This is a genomic window from Mesorhizobium sp. M0898, assembly GCF_040319695.1.
Lineage (GTDB): Bacteria > Pseudomonadota > Alphaproteobacteria > Rhizobiales > Rhizobiaceae > Mesorhizobium.
Map to the genome: position 1 here is coordinate 1 of NZ_JAMYOE010000032.1, position 16,397 is coordinate 16,397.

A 16,397-nucleotide genomic window follows, 5' to 3' on the forward strand; every position below is an offset into this window, starting at 1 on the left:
CATAATCCCTCATTTTGATTCGATAGCGCCCCGCGGATGTCTGCCTACTAGAGGGTGTATATTAGCGCCAAATCACATACCTGCACGCTCTGATAGAATGGTTGATCGCCAATAGGAATGCTGCGCCGCAACAAAAATGCAAATAAATATATCGAGCATACTACGCAATCGGGACGGTCATTGACCCTTATATTCAGCAATGTTGATAATCATGTGTGTGGATTACATCGGGGAATTTCCAGCAATGTCAAAAAGTAAGTATTAAGAGAAATAGCGCGTGAGTTAGCTGATCTGAGGAGAAAGCTTCACCGGCCTAATTTCGACAGATTATATATTTATGAATATACGTAAGAAAACCTATTATACTGACGTTAGTGCTTACTTTTTACTAGGCAACAGTCCGAACTATGACTAGAGCGACAGCACGGAGTGAGAAAAAAGGTATTCTTCTACGAAATGCACTTGACTGCGGCCGAATCTCGGCGACGTTAAGCTAAGGCGTTCAGCCGATCAGGCTCTCTGCCGATAACACCAATTTGTTGTGGACAGATAGTGGGCAGGTGCTCGCTGGCGACCGAAATCACATCCGCAACCGAGATTGCGACACCGAGTGGTCAAGTTTGGCTATCTGCAATCTGCGCAAATCAATGTCCGACTTAGCACTCGGTCAACCGCTAGCGCTACAAGCGAACCGGTACGCTATGGGACTTGGTCCATGCCCCTGGAAATCGGAGCCGCATCCAAAGACAATCCTGCCACGCCCCATAGCTCTCAAGCCGCCGGCGGCGCTCCAAAGCTCGTTAAGCAGCTTGCTGCTTGGCGATCCAAGATTGTTCACAGTCGACGAACTTCATGGACCTTCTCGGGCCAGCGTGATCGGTTGAGAGCTAGCCATGAGCTGAGGTCTATTCTCATAGGAAAGTTCTGACTCCCTCGCAGCGAATCGACCACAGTGCCCCTTCGACGTCGGACCGGACGGAGAGGCCCTTGGTTACCCGTATTTCAACGATCCACAACGCCTTGTGGTCGATCGATCCACTATCCCCCGATGCCAGGTTGTACGTTCCTGACACGTCGATCACCCGGCACCCTGCCGTTTTTAAGTTCACGGTGAAGAGCGTAGCGCCGCCGTAGTTGCGGAGCCGCAGCGTTGCCGTCTCACTATTCCCAGTATAGGGCCGCAACACGTCAACACTAATGCGATTGATAAACATTCGTTTGCCGATCGGGTTGGCGATCGATCCTCCGGTGACCGGTATGACACGTTGGTCGAATGCGAAGAAATCCGGCCCGATGTCGGATGAATCAATATTGACCGGCGTGGCGATGGCTCTTCCGAGCGTCCTAATCTGCTTTCCGTACGGACCCCCAAACACAAGGTCGCGCGTCGTGATATTGCGGTGGCAAAATGCCCTGATTTTGTCGTCCGTGCTCAGGGAAGTGAGCGACTCCCCCTCGAAATAGACAACACCATCGATTTCATAAGGCATCCTGCCCAGCCGGAAAGCCGGGACCCCTATAGCCGTGTAGAACATCGCGTCGGGCGACATGAACCGCGCGATCTGCGACGAGTCGAATTGACTGCGCGAGATTGACAGCAGCGAATCGCTTTCCTTCGTGATCAATATCTCCCGATAATCGCCGGAGAAAAGGCACGTCTTCGTAGAATCGGTCACTATGAATTCGGTGCCCTCGATGGAGATGTTCTCCGTTAGCGAGCTGGTGGGGCCCAGAACGGAATTTCGACTGGCGGATAGACCAACCAGACGACCGCGCCTTACGATAAGGTTTTTGGCTGGCGATAGGTTCCAGAGATCCTGGGCTTGCACGTCCTCAAGAATGAGCGAACGCACGCCCACACCGGCACCTATTTTAAGGCACTTGGAACCGCGGAACACTACCTCGTCTATGCACTTGTCGAACTCTATCCCGCCACGGACATCAAGTTCGCTAGCATGGACGTACTTACCTTGGCTTACATACATACCGCCGTCCATCCGGCCGCCTCTGATCTCACAGTAATCAAAGCCGCCGATGGTCACGCGGCCATTTCGCGCAAGGTTAGCGCTAGCCGTCGTCCATTTCGGATTGGCAACGACATTGATGTCGTAAATAATGAGGCGGCGGTAGCCTTTGAAGTTGCTGCGATCCGCAGAGATGATGCGCGGAGCACCAAATACAAATGTACCGGAACCATCCGGCCACCGAGCGTCATAATCGTACTTCAGCCTGCGTCGGAGCGTGATGCTGCGGCCATCAACACTTTCGATCTCGTTGTATTCCGAGACGCGTGGGTCGGGCGGAAAACCAGAGAAGCCACCACCGCTGAAGCCATAGATGAAAACACGCGCACCAGCGGTAAGGCCAGTTCCATCCAAGGAACCTGTCACCTCGACGCCCGTGTCCCCTGCTGAGGCCGTAGCGATGGTCTCACCCGCATAGTAGTTCCCGGTGAAGACTTCATGACCATTGGTTATGAAGATGGTGCCGAAGTGCAACCCTTCGTTGTTCGAGACGAACCCGACATCTGTCACCCCGCCATGCGTGTTCATGATTGCGGAGCCATTGAAATCCAGCGTCAGGTATTCGATACCGCAGAACAGATGGGCATGTTTGGTCGTATAGGTCTTCCCTTTCTGGCCAATCCAGTGAAGGCGCCCATGCTCCCGGCCCCAGTTACACATGGCAACCATTGCGGCGTCGTCATCTGCCGTGCCATCGCCGACAGCGCCAAACATCTCGGCCGTCACGGCGGCCTGTTCCGCAATCTCTCCCAACCCCGCGACCGAGTTGCGGATTCGGCTATGGGCGCTCGTTGGGTTGATCGGGTTCTCGACGGTTCGTTCGTCAGCCTGTGTAGTCTGGGGCACGATAGCGGTACCCCCAAGCAGGCGAAGAAAGGAACGACGTTTCATTTGAATCACCAGTCGTGGGTTCTGCTCGCGATGGTCAGCCTTCAGGATGGTGGCACGAATCAATCAGAGTGCTTAATAAAGGAAATTTACGTGGGTTTGGCGATTGGGGATTGGGGCTGATCGAAGCAAAGGAAGCCTACTGGAACGGACCCTGTCAACAGCTCGCCCGATTGGAACCGGCTGGGCGGCGCCACCATGATCTTCGCGATATAGTGTTAGAAAAAGTTGCGCAGGACCCTTGGCAAGTAGGAGTGGGTGCAGTCTGAATCTGTCTTTCAGATCCGCAGCGTTTTGTAAGTGCCGATTTGCCGGTGAGGTACGGCTCGTTCAACAAGGAAATCCGAAACGCTTTGGATTGCGGATGAAGGGCGTGATCTTTTCGACAAAAGGAGACATTGTTCTGTCAGCCTGGTTGAAGCAGATTAGAGTCAGCCTGGTGAGAACACTAGGTCGCTCGTGCCGCCCGGCAATTCGTTGAGCTGCTCAGCGTGAATGTCAACTAGATTTAACCAGCAGTGGGACTTCGGTAGTTCGCCCATGGGACGTACAATGGAGAGCGGATATTTGCCTAGGTGGGGGTGCATGCGCAGAGCCAATCAAAATAACCGCATGCTTTCATAGAGTGGTTGATCGCGGACTGGATTGCCGTGTAGGGCGGAAAAATAAACGCATTCGATACCGCGAGATGAAAAGACAATTTAAGTACAACGATCCCCAGAATAATATCTCTGAGACTGCGACAAAAACAAAGCGGACTTCTCCACAATATGTCCTGGCTTCCGGCGAATCTGGCCGACGTTAGGCTTAAGGTTGCTACCAAAGTTATGTCTTCTAGCGACGATACCAAATTTGTCTACACCGATGACGGGCTACTCGTTCATGACCGGACTTGTTAGCACTTGGGTTGCCGACACGGAGATGCCCAAATTTAGCTATCTACCTTCGCCGGAAGGCAGGACATGCCAGGGACAGGTGACGGCGATGCGGCAGAATACCGCAGTGCAAGGCTCGCAACACGAGGCCTGCTGCGCGCCGTTGGGTGAGGCAGATCGCTCAGACGCGTAGGAGTTGGTAGCCCGATAGCCGCGCCAGACTCCCGGCCCAAGGACTAGTTGCACGCACCCCGGTCAACTTGTACCGTTCCCCAGTCGAATTCGAACCGTCGATCGAGCAGCACGGATTGAACCATCGAACAAGCAATGGTACCTAGCTCCGCTCCGCAGGGCGGACCGAAAAATGTCCTAGGTGCACTACCGCGCAGTCAGAGGGTTTTGCTTGCCAATCTTGGTCACAGGTGCCGCTGGCTTTATTGGAAGCCATGTTTGCCTCAAGCTTCTGGAGCGTGGCGACGACGTTGTCGGTGTCGACAATTTGAATGACTATTATGACCCGACATTGAAAAGAGTTCGCTTGGCACGCCTGCTCGGACGACGAGGTTTTTTCTTTCTGGAGACTGATATCGCCGATCCACTTGCTCTTGTAAGAGCCCTAAGCAGTCAGAGAATAACAAAAGTTGTTCATCTCGCGGCACAGGCTGGGGTCCGTCATTCGTTGGAAAACCCCCGAGCCTACATCCGCTCCAATATCGCCGGTCATCTTGAGGTCCTAGAATTTTGTCGTAGCTGCCCCGACTTTGAGCATTTGGTCTATGCATCATCGAGCTCCGTCTATGGAGGCAACCGGAAAGTACCTTTCAGCGAGGTCGATCGGGTCGACCATCCGGTGTCACTGTATGCGGCCACGAAAAAGTCGGATGAATTGATGAGTTACACCTACGCTCATTTGTTTGGCCTGCCTCAGACCGGTCTGCGATTTTTCACTGTTTATGGTCCCTTCGGCCGGCCTGATATGGCCTATTGGATGTTCACCAAGGCAATGCTTGAAGGCAAGGCGATCCGCGTCTTCAACAATGGCGAGATGTGGCGCGATTTTACATATATCGACGACGTCGTGGAAGCCGTTATTGCTGTGCTCGACAACCCGCCCTCAACGGACGTTCCGCCCAGCAGAGTCTATAATGTCGGGAACAACCAGCCAGCTCGACTGGGCGACTTCATTGATATTTTGGAGAATCTGTTGGGCGTAAAGGCGAACCGCCAATTCGAGGCGATGCAGCCTGGCGATGTGGCGCGGACCTTTGCTGACATGGCATTGTTGGAGCAGGACTTCGGATTTAAATCACGAACCCCACTGGAAATCGGTCTCGGCAGATTCGTAGACTGGTATCGATCGGAATGGGTGGCGAGAACAAGCGCAATCGGACAATGAGCCGAAAACATGTCTTTGAGCCAATCGACCTGCCAATGCGAGCCAACGCGGGCGCAGGTGTTGGCCAATCGCTAACGCTTATCGTGCAAAGCAAATAAGTCACAAGGATGCCAGGTCAGTCTTCCTAGTTGTCCGGAATTCGCGGGGGTCTTCGGCGGTTTAGTCCACCACCCCAACAATCTTGGATTCCCCTGGTACCAGAGACCGGGCTACGACAGCCGTCAAGTGGCCCGTCCAACAAGTGAAGTAGCACAGCTGACCGCTGCCAGACCGCACGCCATTCCAATGCAGTCGGCAGCCCAGTCGAGTCCATCAAAGTCTCGCTTTATCAGGGTCGTACCTTGAAGAACCTCTATCGCAGCGCCAACCAGAGTAAGAAACATTACTAGGCTCGCTTTGCGTTCTGGCCATCCGAGGCTGCCAACAAATTGCAGTACGGCGAAAGCGGAGGCGTGGTTCAGCTTGTCATAATGAAAACCCCACATCGAGTCCAAATTCTTTAAGGCGTGGCAAGGGTAGAAGCGCCAGCACAAAAACGGCAAGCAGCGTGACGGAAAAAGCGATTCGTTCAGTGACGGACCGTAATGTCATTATGTTCCAACGAGGGTCGGTTGCGGCTGAACTCCGGCAGACGAAACCCGATGAAGGTCGCGCGGAATCCAGCATGATATCGGGGGCGAGGCTTTAGCTCTCATTACCATCGCATTCGATGCTTCGAAAATCAAAGAAGGAATTGTGCACAGCTACAACAACCGGGTCAAGAACTTGCGATCCGCCACCAGATATAGACCTGTCTCCTCGTTTCTTGACTTCCTCGATCGCAGACCCTTGCGAGGGTGCCTCTCGGACACAATGTCCAGGATGGACCCTTTTGCGCGGCCTGAGACATAGGTGACGTTTTGTACCGGACACTAGAGTGCGCCCCTCGGACCGGACAGGGTCAAGCCGCAGTTTTGACCATCTGCCGGGCGTGTTGGTCCTCGAACTGTTGCGGGCTGAGATAGCCGAGCGCTGAGTGCAATCGGCGGGTGTTGTAAACCTCATCAATGAAGCGGGGAAGGTCCTCAGCGACGTCGGCGAAGGTTTCGTAGGCCATCGGATAGACGGCTTCGACCTTCATCGTCTTCATGAAGCTTTCCGCTTTCGCATTATCGTAGGGATTGCCGCGCCGGCCCATCGATCCAATAAGATCGTGCTCGGCGAGAACGTTGCGGTAGAGGAGTGCGGCATATTGCGACCCTCGGTCCGAGTCATGGACGCAGCCCGGCGGGGGTTTTCGTCGTTCGATTGCCGCCTTCAATGCTGCAACGGTTAAGCGCGCGTCGATCGACCGACCGATGGCGTAACCAACGACCTTGCGTGACCAGGCATCCAAAATGACCGCGACGTAGACGAAGCCCGCCGCAATCGTCACGTATGTTATGTCGCTCACCCAGAGCTGGTTCGGGCCGTCGGGTGTCACGTTCTTCACCAGGTTCGGGAAGATCGGCAACTCGCGATCGCTGTCCGTAGTGGCGATGAAGCGCCGCCTGATCCTGGGCTGCAGATCGTGCTCGCGCATCAACCGTCTGACCTTCTTGTGGTTGACGACGATGCCGCGCTGCCGCAGCGCCGCCTGCATGCGGCGATAGCCGTAAGCTTCGAAGCTGTCGGAGATCTCACCCATCGTCTCGACGAGCGCTGTGTCATCCACGGCGGTTTCGGGCTGATCGTAGTAGGTTGATCGCGCGATCCCCATCAGCCGGCATCCTTCAGCGATGGAGACACCGCCGGGCCGGTGATCACGGATGTAGTCCCGCTTCTCGGACGTGGTGCGCTTTTCAGAGCCCCCTTTAGAAACTCAATTTCCAAGGCTTGCCGGCCTACCAGCCGCTCCGCGCTGCGATCCGCGCCTCATCTCGACCGTGCTCGCCGGTCAGAGGCTGGGAATCAAGGAGATCGACGACGGCATTTGGCTCGTCAGCTTCATGCATTACGATCTCGGGTATATCGACTTGGAACAGAGGACCTTGCAGACCATCGACAACCCGTTCGGCACGAGGTTGTCACCCATGTCTTAAGTACAATCTGTTACCCATGTCTCCGGGTTGGACAATTTGAGTGGTGGCTGGGGCGCCAGGATTCGAACCTGGGAATGTCGGTACCAAAAACCGATGCCTTACCACTTGGCGACGCCCCAACAGCCGGAGCGTGCCCGCTGTGCGCGCGGCCTTATAGGACGAGCCGAGGGAAAGCTCAATGCCGACATATCGACTATGGGCGCCGATTCATAGATATCGCAATCGTCACTTTGAACGGACCAATTCACCCCAGACCGCCATTTCATTGCCGGCCGGATCGACCAAATGGAACCGCCTGCTGCCCGGAAATGAAAAGATCGGCTTGGTGATGGTGCCGCGGGCATTCTCGACGGCGCTCAATGTTTCCTACAGCCTTTCGGAATAGAGCACGGGCAGCGGCTTGGCCGGCGCATCTTCGGCATCCGCCTGAAAACCGCCGTCCAGCCCTTCGGCAAAAGCTGAATAGGTCGGCCCGTAATCGGTGAACGACCATGAGAAGGCCGCGCTGTAGAAAGCCCTCACGCGTCCAGCGTTCCGCCCGTCGCCGGCATTTCCAGATAATCGAGCTTTCCGGGCATTCTCATCGCTCTAACCTAATGTTCTCGTTATGTTCTACAACAAAGCTTTCCGAAAAGCAAGTCTTTTCGGCGTCGCTTTTCCTTAATCGATTGTAGAGGCCGGCCGGCTTGGTCGATGCCTTGCCTTTCGCACTGCAGCATCATATCGCTCGATTTGCCAATATTTCCAATCTCCTGCAACCGGGGAGCAAGCATGACCAAATGGGTGTATACCTTTGGCGACGGCGCCGCGGAAGGCCGTGCCGGCGACCGCAATCTGCTCGGTGGCAAGGGCGCCAACCTTGCCGAAATGTGCAGCCTGGGCCTGCCGGTGCCGCCAGGCTTCACCATCACCACCGAGGTCTGCAACGCTTATTACGCCAACGGCCACGCCTATCCGGCCTCGCTGGAAGCGGATGTGGCCGTCGCCCTCGATCACATCGGTCGGCTGACCAGGCGCCGTTTCGGCGACCCGTCGAAACTGCTTTTGGTGTCGGTGCGCTCCGGTGCCCGCGCTTCCATGCCCGGCATGATGGACACCGTGCTCAATCTCGGCCTCAACGACGAGACGGTCGAAGCCTTGGCCGCCGATTCAGGCGATCCGCGCTTTGCCTATGACAGCTATCGCCGTTTTATACAGATGTATTCCGACGTCGTCATGGGCCTCGACCATGAGGTCTTCGAGGAGATCCTCGAAGACCAGAAGGGTGGGCTCGGCCATGAGCTCGACACCGAGCTGACAGCCATCGAATGGCAAGGCGTAATCGCGCTCTACAAGGCCAAGGTCGAGGAGGAGCTCGGGAAGCCGTTCCCGCAGGATCCGAACGAGCAGCTGTGGGGCGCCATCGGTGCGGTGTTTTCCAGCTGGATGAACAACCGCGCCATCACCTACCGGCGCCTGCACGACATTCCCGAAAGCTGGGGCACGGCGGTCAACGTCCAGGCCATGGTCTTCGGCAATATGGGCGACACTTCGGCTACCGGCGTCGCCTTCACCCGCAATCCGTCGACCGGCGAAAAGCAGCTCTATGGCGAGTTCCTGGTCAACGCCCAGGGCGAGGATGTCGTTGCCGGCATCCGCACGCCGCAGAACATCACCGAAGCGGCGCGAATTGCCGCCGGCTCAGACAAGCCGTCGCTGCAGAAGCTGATGCCGGACGCCTTCCAGGCTTTTGTCAGCATCTCCGACCGTCTGGAAAAGCACTACCGCGATATGCAGGATCTCGAATTCACCATCGAGCGCGGCAAATTGTGGATGCTGCAGACCAGGTCAGGCAAACGCACCGCTAAGGCAGCGCTGAAGATTGCCGTCGACATGGCCAGGGACGGGCTGATCTCGAAGGAGGAGGCCGTCGCCCGCATTGATCCGGCCTCGCTCGACCAGTTGCTGCATCCCACGATCGATCCGAAGGCGGCGCGCGATATCATCGGCGTCGGCCTGCCGGCATCGCCAGGTGCTGCCACCGGCGAAATCGTGTTTTCCTCGAACGACGCCGAGGAGGCTAAGGCGCAAGGCCGCAAGGCGATCCTGGTGCGCATCGAGACCAGCCCCGAGGACATTCACGGCATGCATGCGGCGGAAGGCATCCTGACGACGCGCGGCGGCATGACCAGCCACGCCGCCGTTGTTGCGCGCGGCATGGGTAAGCCTTGCGTTTCGGGCGCAGGCTCGCTGCGCGTCGACTACAAGGCCGGCACGCTGATGGCGATGGGATCGACGTTCCGCAAAGGCGATATCATCACCATCGACGGCGGCAACGGCCAGGTGCTGAAAGGCGCGGTACCGATGCTGCAGCCCGAACTCTCGGGCGATTTCGCCGCCATCATGGAATGGGCCGACGGCGCGCGCCGCATGAAGGTGCGCACCAATGCCGAGACGCCGCTGGATGCACGCATGGCGCGGTCCTTCGGCGCCGAAGGCATCGGTCTTTGCCGGACCGAACACATGTTCTTCGACGGCGATCGCATCATTGCCATGCGCGAGATGATCCTGGCCGATACGGAAAAGGACCGTCGAACGGCGCTGGCCAAGCTGTTGCCGATGCAGCGCTCGGATTTCCTCGAACTGTTCGAGATCATGGCCGGGCTGCCGGTCACGATCCGCCTGCTCGATCCGCCGCTGCACGAATTCCTGCCCAAGACCGAGGAGGAGGTGGCCGAGGTCGCCGCCGCCATGAATGTGTCGCCGGACAAGCTCCGGCGGCGCACCGAGGCGCTGCACGAGTTCAATCCGATGCTCGGCCATCGCGGTTGCCGGCTTGCCGTCTCTTATCCCGAGATCGCCGAGATGCAGGCGCGCGCCATTTTCGAGGCGGCCATCGAGGCCGGCAGGAAGGCCGGCGCGCTGGTGGTCCCCGAAATCATGGTGCCGCTGGTCGGGCTGGCGAAGGAGCTCGACTTCGTCAAGGCACATATCGATGCGGTCGCCAAAAGCGTGATGGAGGAGACCGGTGTCAGGATCGACTATCTGACCGGCACGATGATCGAACTGCCGCGTGCCGCGATCCGCGCCCAAATCATCGCCGAGGCAGCCGAATTCTTCTCCTTCGGCACCAACGATCTGACCCAGACCACGTTCGGTATCTCGCGCGACGACGCGGCCTCGTTCCTCGAGACCTACCGGCAAAAAGGCATCATCGAGCAGGATCCGTTCGTGTCGCTCGACATAGAGGGCGTCGGCGAACTGGTGCGGATGGCGGCCGAAAAGGGCAGGGCGACGCGGCCCGACATCAAACTCGGTATTTGCGGCGAGCATGGCGGCGACCCGGCCTCGATCCATTTCTGCGAAAAAGTCGGCCTCGACTACGTCTCGTGCTCGCCATACCGGGTGCCGATCGCCAGGCTGGCCGCTGCGCAAGCGGCGGTGCAGGCTGCAAAGAACGGCCGCGGATAGGAGTTGGAGTCCACCGGCATCTGACCTTACCGATTTGTAACCGAATTCACGCGAACGTGCGTCTGTCGGCTCCAAATCCCGACATCGTTTCTGCCCAGTTTCCGGCCCCCGAACCCGCCCCGGTGCCAGAAACAGATGTTGCAGAACCCGCCCACGCACGTCCGCTCGATTCTCATCCTCCAGACGAAATTCATCGGCGATCTTGTCCTCGCTTCCGCGCTCGCCAGAAACCTGCGCCTCCAATATCCAAAGGCCAGGATAGTGTTCCTTTGCGAGGCGAGCTTTGCCAGTTTCCTGACGGCTCATGGCATCGCCTCGGACGTGGTGGCGTTCCGACGCGTACGCATGCGTGGCACCCCTGTGCAGCGTGGTCGCGAGCTTTACGCGATGGTGCGCGCTCTGCGCCGGTTCCGGTTTGACCTGACCATCGACCTGGCCGATTCCAAAACCTCACGCATCATCGTCAGGCTCGTCAACGCCAAGACCCGCGTCGGATATGATCCTCCCGAAAAACCGTTGCGCTGGCTGGAACGACAGCCCGCCAACGTCCTGGCCAAGCCGTTTGGCTTCGGTGGCCAGCATTATCTCTACCGCTATCTTTCGCCGCTTGAGGCGCTTGGCGTGGAGTTGCGTGCGCCGGTGCCAACGATTGAGCCGCTGTCGCTGGAGACCGCCAGGGCATTGGCGCTTCTCGACCGGCATCATCTCCGGCGTAGCGGCTTCATAGCCGTTCATGCAGGAGCGAGCTTCCGGGGGCGGCAATGGCAGCCGGAACGTTTTGCGCTGGCCATCGACGAGATCTCGCGACAGACCGGGTTGGACTTCCTGCTTGTCGGCGGCCCCGATGAACGGGCATCTGCCGAGCGCATCATCGCCAAGGCCGCTTCGCCGGTCGTCAACTTGGTCGGGGCGCTGTCGCTGGCAACGCTGCTGGCGGTCCTCGGCCAGGCACGCCTGTTTCTCGGGAACGAGAGTGGTCCGATGCACATGGCCGCCGCCGCGGGAACGCCGGTTGTCGGCCTGTTCGGCCTGACCGACCCGGCCGTCTGGGGCCCTGTCGGCGTGGCCACTGTTACGCCGCGGCCCTCCGTGCCTTGCGAGTGCATAGCCAGGGACCTGTGCCGCCGACTCGATCCGAGCAAGGCTTGCTGCGTCTGGCGACTTGACGTCAAAGCGGTGGTCGACGCGGTGCTCGCGATCCTTTCACGTAAGGTTAAGGACGTGGAGCACGCATTGTGACCTCGCGCTTGCCAAAGGTCAGGCCGGCGGTCAAATTGCCGCTGCCGACGCTTTTGCAGGGGCATCGTCCCGATTTCCGCCTTGATGCCGGTCTTGGGGTCGCCGCTTCAACTTTGATCTGGCCGACCTGGAAATAATCGATGCGCCCGTTCCAAAAGTATTTTTGCACCATTGCGATGTCGCTGTGGGCTGTTTCTCCCGGCAACGCCCAGTTGCTCGTCGCACCGACGCTGCACATCAAGGCCCAGGCGGGCGGCGGCCGCGTCGCGCTGACGCTCGATGCGTGCGGCGGAAGGACCGACACACGGATTCTCTCGGCGCTGGTGGAAAACAAGATTCCTGCCACCATTTTCGTCACCGGCATCTGGTTGAAGCACAACGCCGCCGCCATCGAGATCATGCGGGCGCATCCCGAACTGTTTGAATTGGAAAACCATGGCGGCCGCCATGTCCCGGCTGTCGACACGCCGCAAAAGATCTACGGCATTCGCAGTGCCGGCAGCCCGCAGGCCGTGCTGGCCGAGGTCGAATCGGGTGCTGCCGCTCTTGCCGTGACCGGCGAACCGGCGCCGAAATGGTTTCGCGGCGCAACCGCCGAATACAGCCCGTCGGCGATCGCGATGATACGCAAGCTTGGTTTCAAGATCGCCGGATTCTCGATCAACGGCGATGGCGGCTCATTGCTCGGCGCAAAAGAGACCGCCCGGCGCATTGCCGCGGCAAAGGACGGCGACGTCATCATCGCTCACGTCAACCAGCCGACCCATGCGGCCGGCGAAGGCGTGGTGCAGGGACTTCTGGCGTTGAAGGCCAAAGGCCTCACCTTCGTGCGTCTCGACGATGCCGACGGCATCGGCGATGAAGGCACCACCGACTGATCAGTCGGGCGTGGCCTTGATCGTCACCTTGTTTGGATAGAACGCACCGTGGTCGCAAATGTCTGACATCTCGTCGAACGGCCGCTCATAGGCCCACATCGCATCCTTGCCCGCATCGCCGGCGGGCAGCACGCTCCAATAGCTGGCATCGCCCTTGTAGGGGCAATGGGTCGAGAGCTCGGTCTTACCAAGCTGCTTGAAGTCGATGTCGTCGAACGGAATGTAGAAAACAGGCGGATAGGGCGGTTCGCTCAGCACCTTGACCTTGCTGGACGAGGCGATAACGACATCGCCGACGCGCACCGTCACGGTGCCCTTATAAGGCTCGACCGTGATGACCTTGTCCGGATTGCGTTGAAAGCCGGGTGACGGATTTGCGATCTGGTCCATATCGGATCTCCTTGCCTCCTACCCCAAGATGTGTCTGGCAAGCGCCTTGCGCAAGACCTGCCAGCCACCGGCGGGCATCGCCCGCGGGTGGCAGTCTTGCGCTTTCCTCCGGTATCCCGCCTAAAATCAGGCGGCGGCCTGGAAAGCGTCCATCAGCCCGGCATAGGCGGCGGCAATCCCGGCCACCGGATTGGTGCTTTTCGAGGTGGTCTCGACCTTCAAAGCACCACCGTTGGTCGGCAAGGTGAGCAGCAGGAACTGGCGATTGCCGCCATCGCCGACCGATGCGGCGGCGACGTGCTGGGCTTCGCCCTCGTTCTCGACACACATCTTGAACAAGAGCGTGCCGCCGACAGCTTCGAGGGCGCCGCCGACGACCTCGACGAATTCATCTTCGGAAACGGTTTTGGCGTCAGGCGCCAGATCAGCCTGCGCCACATCGGCCGCCACCAGATCGGCCAGGCTTTCGGCAAGCGTATTTTCGAGGGCTTTGTCGTCGAGCTGCGCGTCCATGCGAACCTCTTTCATTCGCCAATCGCGCCCCGCCGTTAATCAACGTTAACGCCGAGCATGGCCGGATTGTGGCGAATTCGGCCTCAATTGGCTCCACGCCCCGCTACAGCCCGATCCTGGCTGGACAATCCGCGGGTTCGTCCCACAATGGCGAAAAATAACGGGAGGAACAAGATGCTCGGGCTGATGCAGGAATGGCCGCTGCTTTGCCATAAGCTGATCGACAATGCCGAGAGGCAGCACGGCAGCCGCGAAATCGTGTCGCGTTCGATCGAGGGGCCGATCGTGCGCAGCACATATGCCGAAATCCATGATCGTGCCCTGAAGGTCGCCGAGCGGCTCGAGCGTGACGGTTTCGGGCTTGGCGACCGCATCGCGACCCTGGCCTGGAACACCGCGCGCCACATCGAGGCCTGGTACGGCATCATGGGTGTCGGCGCCATCTATCACACGCTCAACCCGCGGCTCTTTCCCGAGCAGATCACCTGGATCATGAACAATGCCGGGGACAAGGCGATCTTCGTCGACCTGACCTTCCTGCCGCTGCTCCAAAAGATCGCCGGCGCGGTCAAGTCGCTGAAGCAGGTTATCGTGCTGACCGACAACGCGCATATGCCGGAGACTGCGCTGCCCAATGTGGTTGCGTACGAAGAATGGCTTGCTGAAGCCGACGGCAACTTCGCCTGGAAGACTTTCGACGAAAACACCGCCGCCGGTATGTGCTACACCTCGGGCACCACGGGCGATCCGAAAGGCGTCCTCTACAGCCATCGTTCGAACGTGCTGCACGCCATGATCGAAGCGATGCCCGACGCCATGGGCCTGTCGTCGCGCGATACCGTATTGCCGGTCGTGCCGATGTTTCACGCCAACGCCTGGGGCCTTGCCCAGAGCGCGCCGATGATTGGCGCCAAGCTGGTCATGCCCGGCTGCAAGATGGATGGCGCTTCGATCTACGAGCTGCTCGACACCGAGAAGGTGACCTTCAGCGCCGCCGTGCCGACGGTGTGGATGATGCTCCTCCAGCATCTGGAAGAAACCGGCAAGAAACTGCCCTATCTGCAGAAAGTCGTCATCGGAGGCGCGTCCTGTCCACGCGCGATCACGACGAAGTTCCAGGACAATTACGATGTCCGGGTCGTCCACGCCTGGGGCATGACCGAGATGTCGCCGCTCGGCACGCTGTGTACCCTGAAGCCGGACTATACCGGGCTGAAGGGTGAGGCTCGCCTCGCCGTCCAGCAGAAGCAGGGCTTTACGCCGTTCGGCATCGAAATGAAGATAACGGATGACGACGATAACGAGCTGCCATGGGACGGCAAGACTTTCGGCCGGCTCAAAGTCCGCGGGCCGGCCGTCGCGCGCGCCTATTATGGCGGCATCGGATCCGAACAGTTCGATGAAGACGGCTGGTTCGATACCGGTGATATCGCGCATATCGACCCCGGCGGCTACATGCAGATCACCGATCGCGCCAAGGACGTGATCAAGTCGGGCGGCGAATGGATCTCGACCATCGAGCTCGAGAACCTCGCTGTCGGCCATCCCGACGTGGCGGAGGCCGCCGCCATCGGCATTCCGCATTCCAAATGGGGCGAGCGGCCTTTGCTCGTGGTCGTGCGCAAGCCGGGCAGGGATCCGTTCAAGACCGACATCCTCGCTTTCATGGACGGCAAGGTGGCGAAGTGGTGGATGCCGGACGACGTCGCTTTTGTCAGCGAAATCCCACACACCGCTGCCGGCAAGATCCAGAAGATTACCTTGCGACAGCAGTTCCGGGATTATCACCTGCCGACGGATTGACCGGAGATGCGGCGTCTTTGCGTCTTCAAGCCGGCGCTGAAAGGCACTATGCCTTTGTTCGGGTTGGGGCAGCGCGGAAAGCAATGACGGGAATTCCCGAGCGACAGACGTCGAGGGCTGCCGGTTGGTCGCGGCGCGCCGGCGCGTTTTCGGCAGTCCTGCTGCTAACGGTACTCATCGGCCACCGATCTGATCTCGTCGAGACGTCGGCATTCCTGTGGGTGCTCGCCATTGTCGCCTTGCTGGCCGCGTTTGCGCTTCTGTTCGCCGGGTTTGCCTTTGCGCGATTGTGGAATTTCGGTGATCGCGGCGGCCATGACTTGATCGTCGGCGCCTTGCTGGCGGTTCTGGTGCTCATCCCTTACGGCGTCGCGGCCTATTGGGTGGCGACCTATCCGCCGCTGCGCGATATCTCGACGGATCTGGACGACCCGCCGGTGCTCGATATTTCCACCCGGACAAAGGATATGAACAAGCTTTTGCCGACGACACCCGGCGAGCAGCGCCTGCAAATCGAAGCTTATCCGCTTGTTACCGGACGCAGCTACACCTTGCCTTTCGATCGCGTTCTGGAGGCGGTCAAAACGGTGCTCGATCGGCGCGGCTGGCGGCTCACGGCGCCGTTTCCAGACGCAGCAGGGCAAAGCGACGTGACGGTCGATGCGCTGGCCAAGGGCTTGCTGCTTGGCCTTCCCGCCGATGTCGCCATCCGCGTGACCGACGACGGTGATGCGGTCATCGTCGATATGCGCTCGGCCTCGCGTTACGGCCGCTACGACCTTGGCGACAATGCAGCGCGCATCACCGACTTCCTTGCCGAACTCGACCAGGAAGTCGCCGGGCAGGTGGGTGTGGCGCCGGCGGAATGATATCCAAAGTGT

Annotated in this window: 10 protein-coding genes, 1 tRNA gene and 2 pseudogenes; 7 read left to right on the plus strand and 6 right to left on the minus strand. The window is 58.9% G+C overall.

The genetic code is table 11. From position 1 onward, the window contains the following. Nucleotides 1–911: 911 nt before the first annotated feature. Complete coding sequence (locus tag NKH90_RS25615) at nt 912–2,978, minus strand: hypothetical protein (protein ID WP_352821666.1); 2,067 nt, start codon at nt 2,976–2,978, stop codon at nt 912–914. A 1,212-nt stretch (nt 2,979–4,190) separates the two neighbouring features. Between NKH90_RS25615 and NKH90_RS25620 the strand changes: the two genes are divergently transcribed. After that, entirely contained in the window at nt 4,191–5,183 is a 993-nt protein-coding gene (locus NKH90_RS25620; protein WP_352821668.1) for an NAD-dependent epimerase/dehydratase family protein, read from the plus strand. Nucleotides 5,184–6,123: 940 nt separating this feature from the next. Here the strand turns inward: NKH90_RS25620 and NKH90_RS25625 are convergent. After that, nucleotides 6,124–6,972 carry an IS3 family transposase gene (locus tag NKH90_RS25625; RefSeq protein WP_352821770.1) on the minus strand — a complete coding sequence of 283 codons (849 nt, stop codon included), beginning with the start codon at nt 6,970–6,972 and terminating at the stop codon, nt 6,124–6,126. A 106-nt stretch (nt 6,973–7,078) separates the two neighbouring features. Between NKH90_RS25625 and NKH90_RS34895 the strand changes: the two are divergent. Beyond that, nucleotides 7,079–7,243: pseudogene (locus tag NKH90_RS34895) on the plus strand (transposase); the annotation flags it as partial. A gap of 44 nt (nt 7,244–7,287) precedes the next feature. On the opposite strand, the gene NKH90_RS25635 reads toward NKH90_RS34895, so the two are convergent. Together NKH90_RS25635 and NKH90_RS25640 are read right to left on the minus strand one after the other, a co-directional pair. Next, a tRNA-Gln gene (locus tag NKH90_RS25635) sits at nt 7,288–7,362 on the minus strand. Between the two features lie 106 nt (nt 7,363–7,468). After that, a pseudogene (locus NKH90_RS25640) lies at nt 7,469–7,827 on the minus strand (VOC family protein). A 187-nt stretch (nt 7,828–8,014) separates the two neighbouring features. Between NKH90_RS25640 and ppdK the strand changes: the two are divergent. The 3 genes from ppdK (at nt 8,015) to NKH90_RS25655 (ending at nt 12,810) form a co-directional block, all read left to right on the plus strand. After that, the gene (gene ppdK / locus NKH90_RS25645; protein WP_352821670.1) at nt 8,015–10,693 is read left to right on the plus strand and encodes a pyruvate, phosphate dikinase; all 2,679 of its coding nucleotides are present in this window, start codon (nt 8,015–8,017) and stop codon (nt 10,691–10,693) included. Nucleotides 10,694–10,828: 135 nt separating this feature from the next. Then, entirely contained in the window at nt 10,829–11,932 is a 1,104-nt protein-coding gene (locus tag NKH90_RS25650; protein ID WP_352821672.1) for a glycosyltransferase family 9 protein, read from the plus strand. 140 nt (nt 11,933–12,072) lie between these two features. After that, on the plus strand, nt 12,073–12,810 hold the full coding sequence (locus NKH90_RS25655) for a polysaccharide deacetylase family protein (RefSeq protein ID WP_352821674.1): 738 nt from the start codon (nt 12,073–12,075) through the stop codon (nt 12,808–12,810). On the opposite strand, the gene NKH90_RS25660 is transcribed toward NKH90_RS25655, so the two are convergent. Both NKH90_RS25660 and NKH90_RS25665 read right to left on the minus strand, forming a co-directional pair. Further along, nucleotides 12,811–13,200, minus strand: coding sequence for a DUF427 domain-containing protein (locus NKH90_RS25660; RefSeq protein WP_352821676.1), 390 nt, complete (start codon nt 13,198–13,200; stop codon nt 12,811–12,813). A 126-nt stretch (nt 13,201–13,326) separates the two neighbouring features. Continuing rightward, nucleotides 13,327–13,713 (minus strand): hypothetical protein, encoded by a 387-nt coding sequence (locus NKH90_RS25665; protein WP_352821678.1) that lies wholly within the window; start codon nt 13,711–13,713, stop codon nt 13,327–13,329. Nucleotides 13,714–13,887: 174 nt separating this feature from the next. On the opposite strand from NKH90_RS25665, the gene NKH90_RS25670 reads away from it, so the two are divergent. Together NKH90_RS25670 and NKH90_RS25675 are read left to right on the plus strand one after the other, a co-directional pair. Beyond that, nucleotides 13,888–15,516 (plus strand): fatty-acid--CoA ligase, encoded by a 1,629-nt coding sequence (locus NKH90_RS25670; protein WP_352821680.1) that lies wholly within the window; start codon nt 13,888–13,890, stop codon nt 15,514–15,516. Nucleotides 15,517–15,599: 83 nt separating this feature from the next. Continuing rightward, nucleotides 15,600–16,385, plus strand: coding sequence for a DUF1499 domain-containing protein (locus tag NKH90_RS25675; RefSeq protein WP_352821682.1), 786 nt, complete (start codon nt 15,600–15,602; stop codon nt 16,383–16,385). The last annotated feature ends 12 nt before the right edge of the window (nt 16,386–16,397 follow it).

What these genes read in the sequence shown, in the direction of transcription:
- ppdK (WP_352821670.1), top strand. Translation starts at nt 8,015, where the DNA reads ATGACCAAATGGGTGTATACCTTTGGCGACGGCGCCGCGGAAGGCCGT.
- NKH90_RS25650 (WP_352821672.1), top strand. Translation starts at nt 10,829, where the DNA reads ATGTTGCAGAACCCGCCCACGCACGTCCGCTCGATTCTCATCCTCCAG.
- NKH90_RS25655 (WP_352821674.1), top strand. Translation starts at nt 12,073, where the DNA reads ATGCGCCCGTTCCAAAAGTATTTTTGCACCATTGCGATGTCGCTGTGG.
- NKH90_RS25660 (WP_352821676.1), bottom strand. Translation starts at nt 13,200, where the DNA reads ATGGACCAGATCGCAAATCCGTCACCCGGCTTTCAACGCAATCCGGAC.
- NKH90_RS25665 (WP_352821678.1), bottom strand. Translation starts at nt 13,713, where the DNA reads ATGGACGCGCAGCTCGACGACAAAGCCCTCGAAAATACGCTTGCCGAA.
- NKH90_RS25670 (WP_352821680.1), top strand. Translation starts at nt 13,888, where the DNA reads ATGCTCGGGCTGATGCAGGAATGGCCGCTGCTTTGCCATAAGCTGATC.
- NKH90_RS25675 (WP_352821682.1), top strand. Translation starts at nt 15,600, where the DNA reads ATGACGGGAATTCCCGAGCGACAGACGTCGAGGGCTGCCGGTTGGTCG.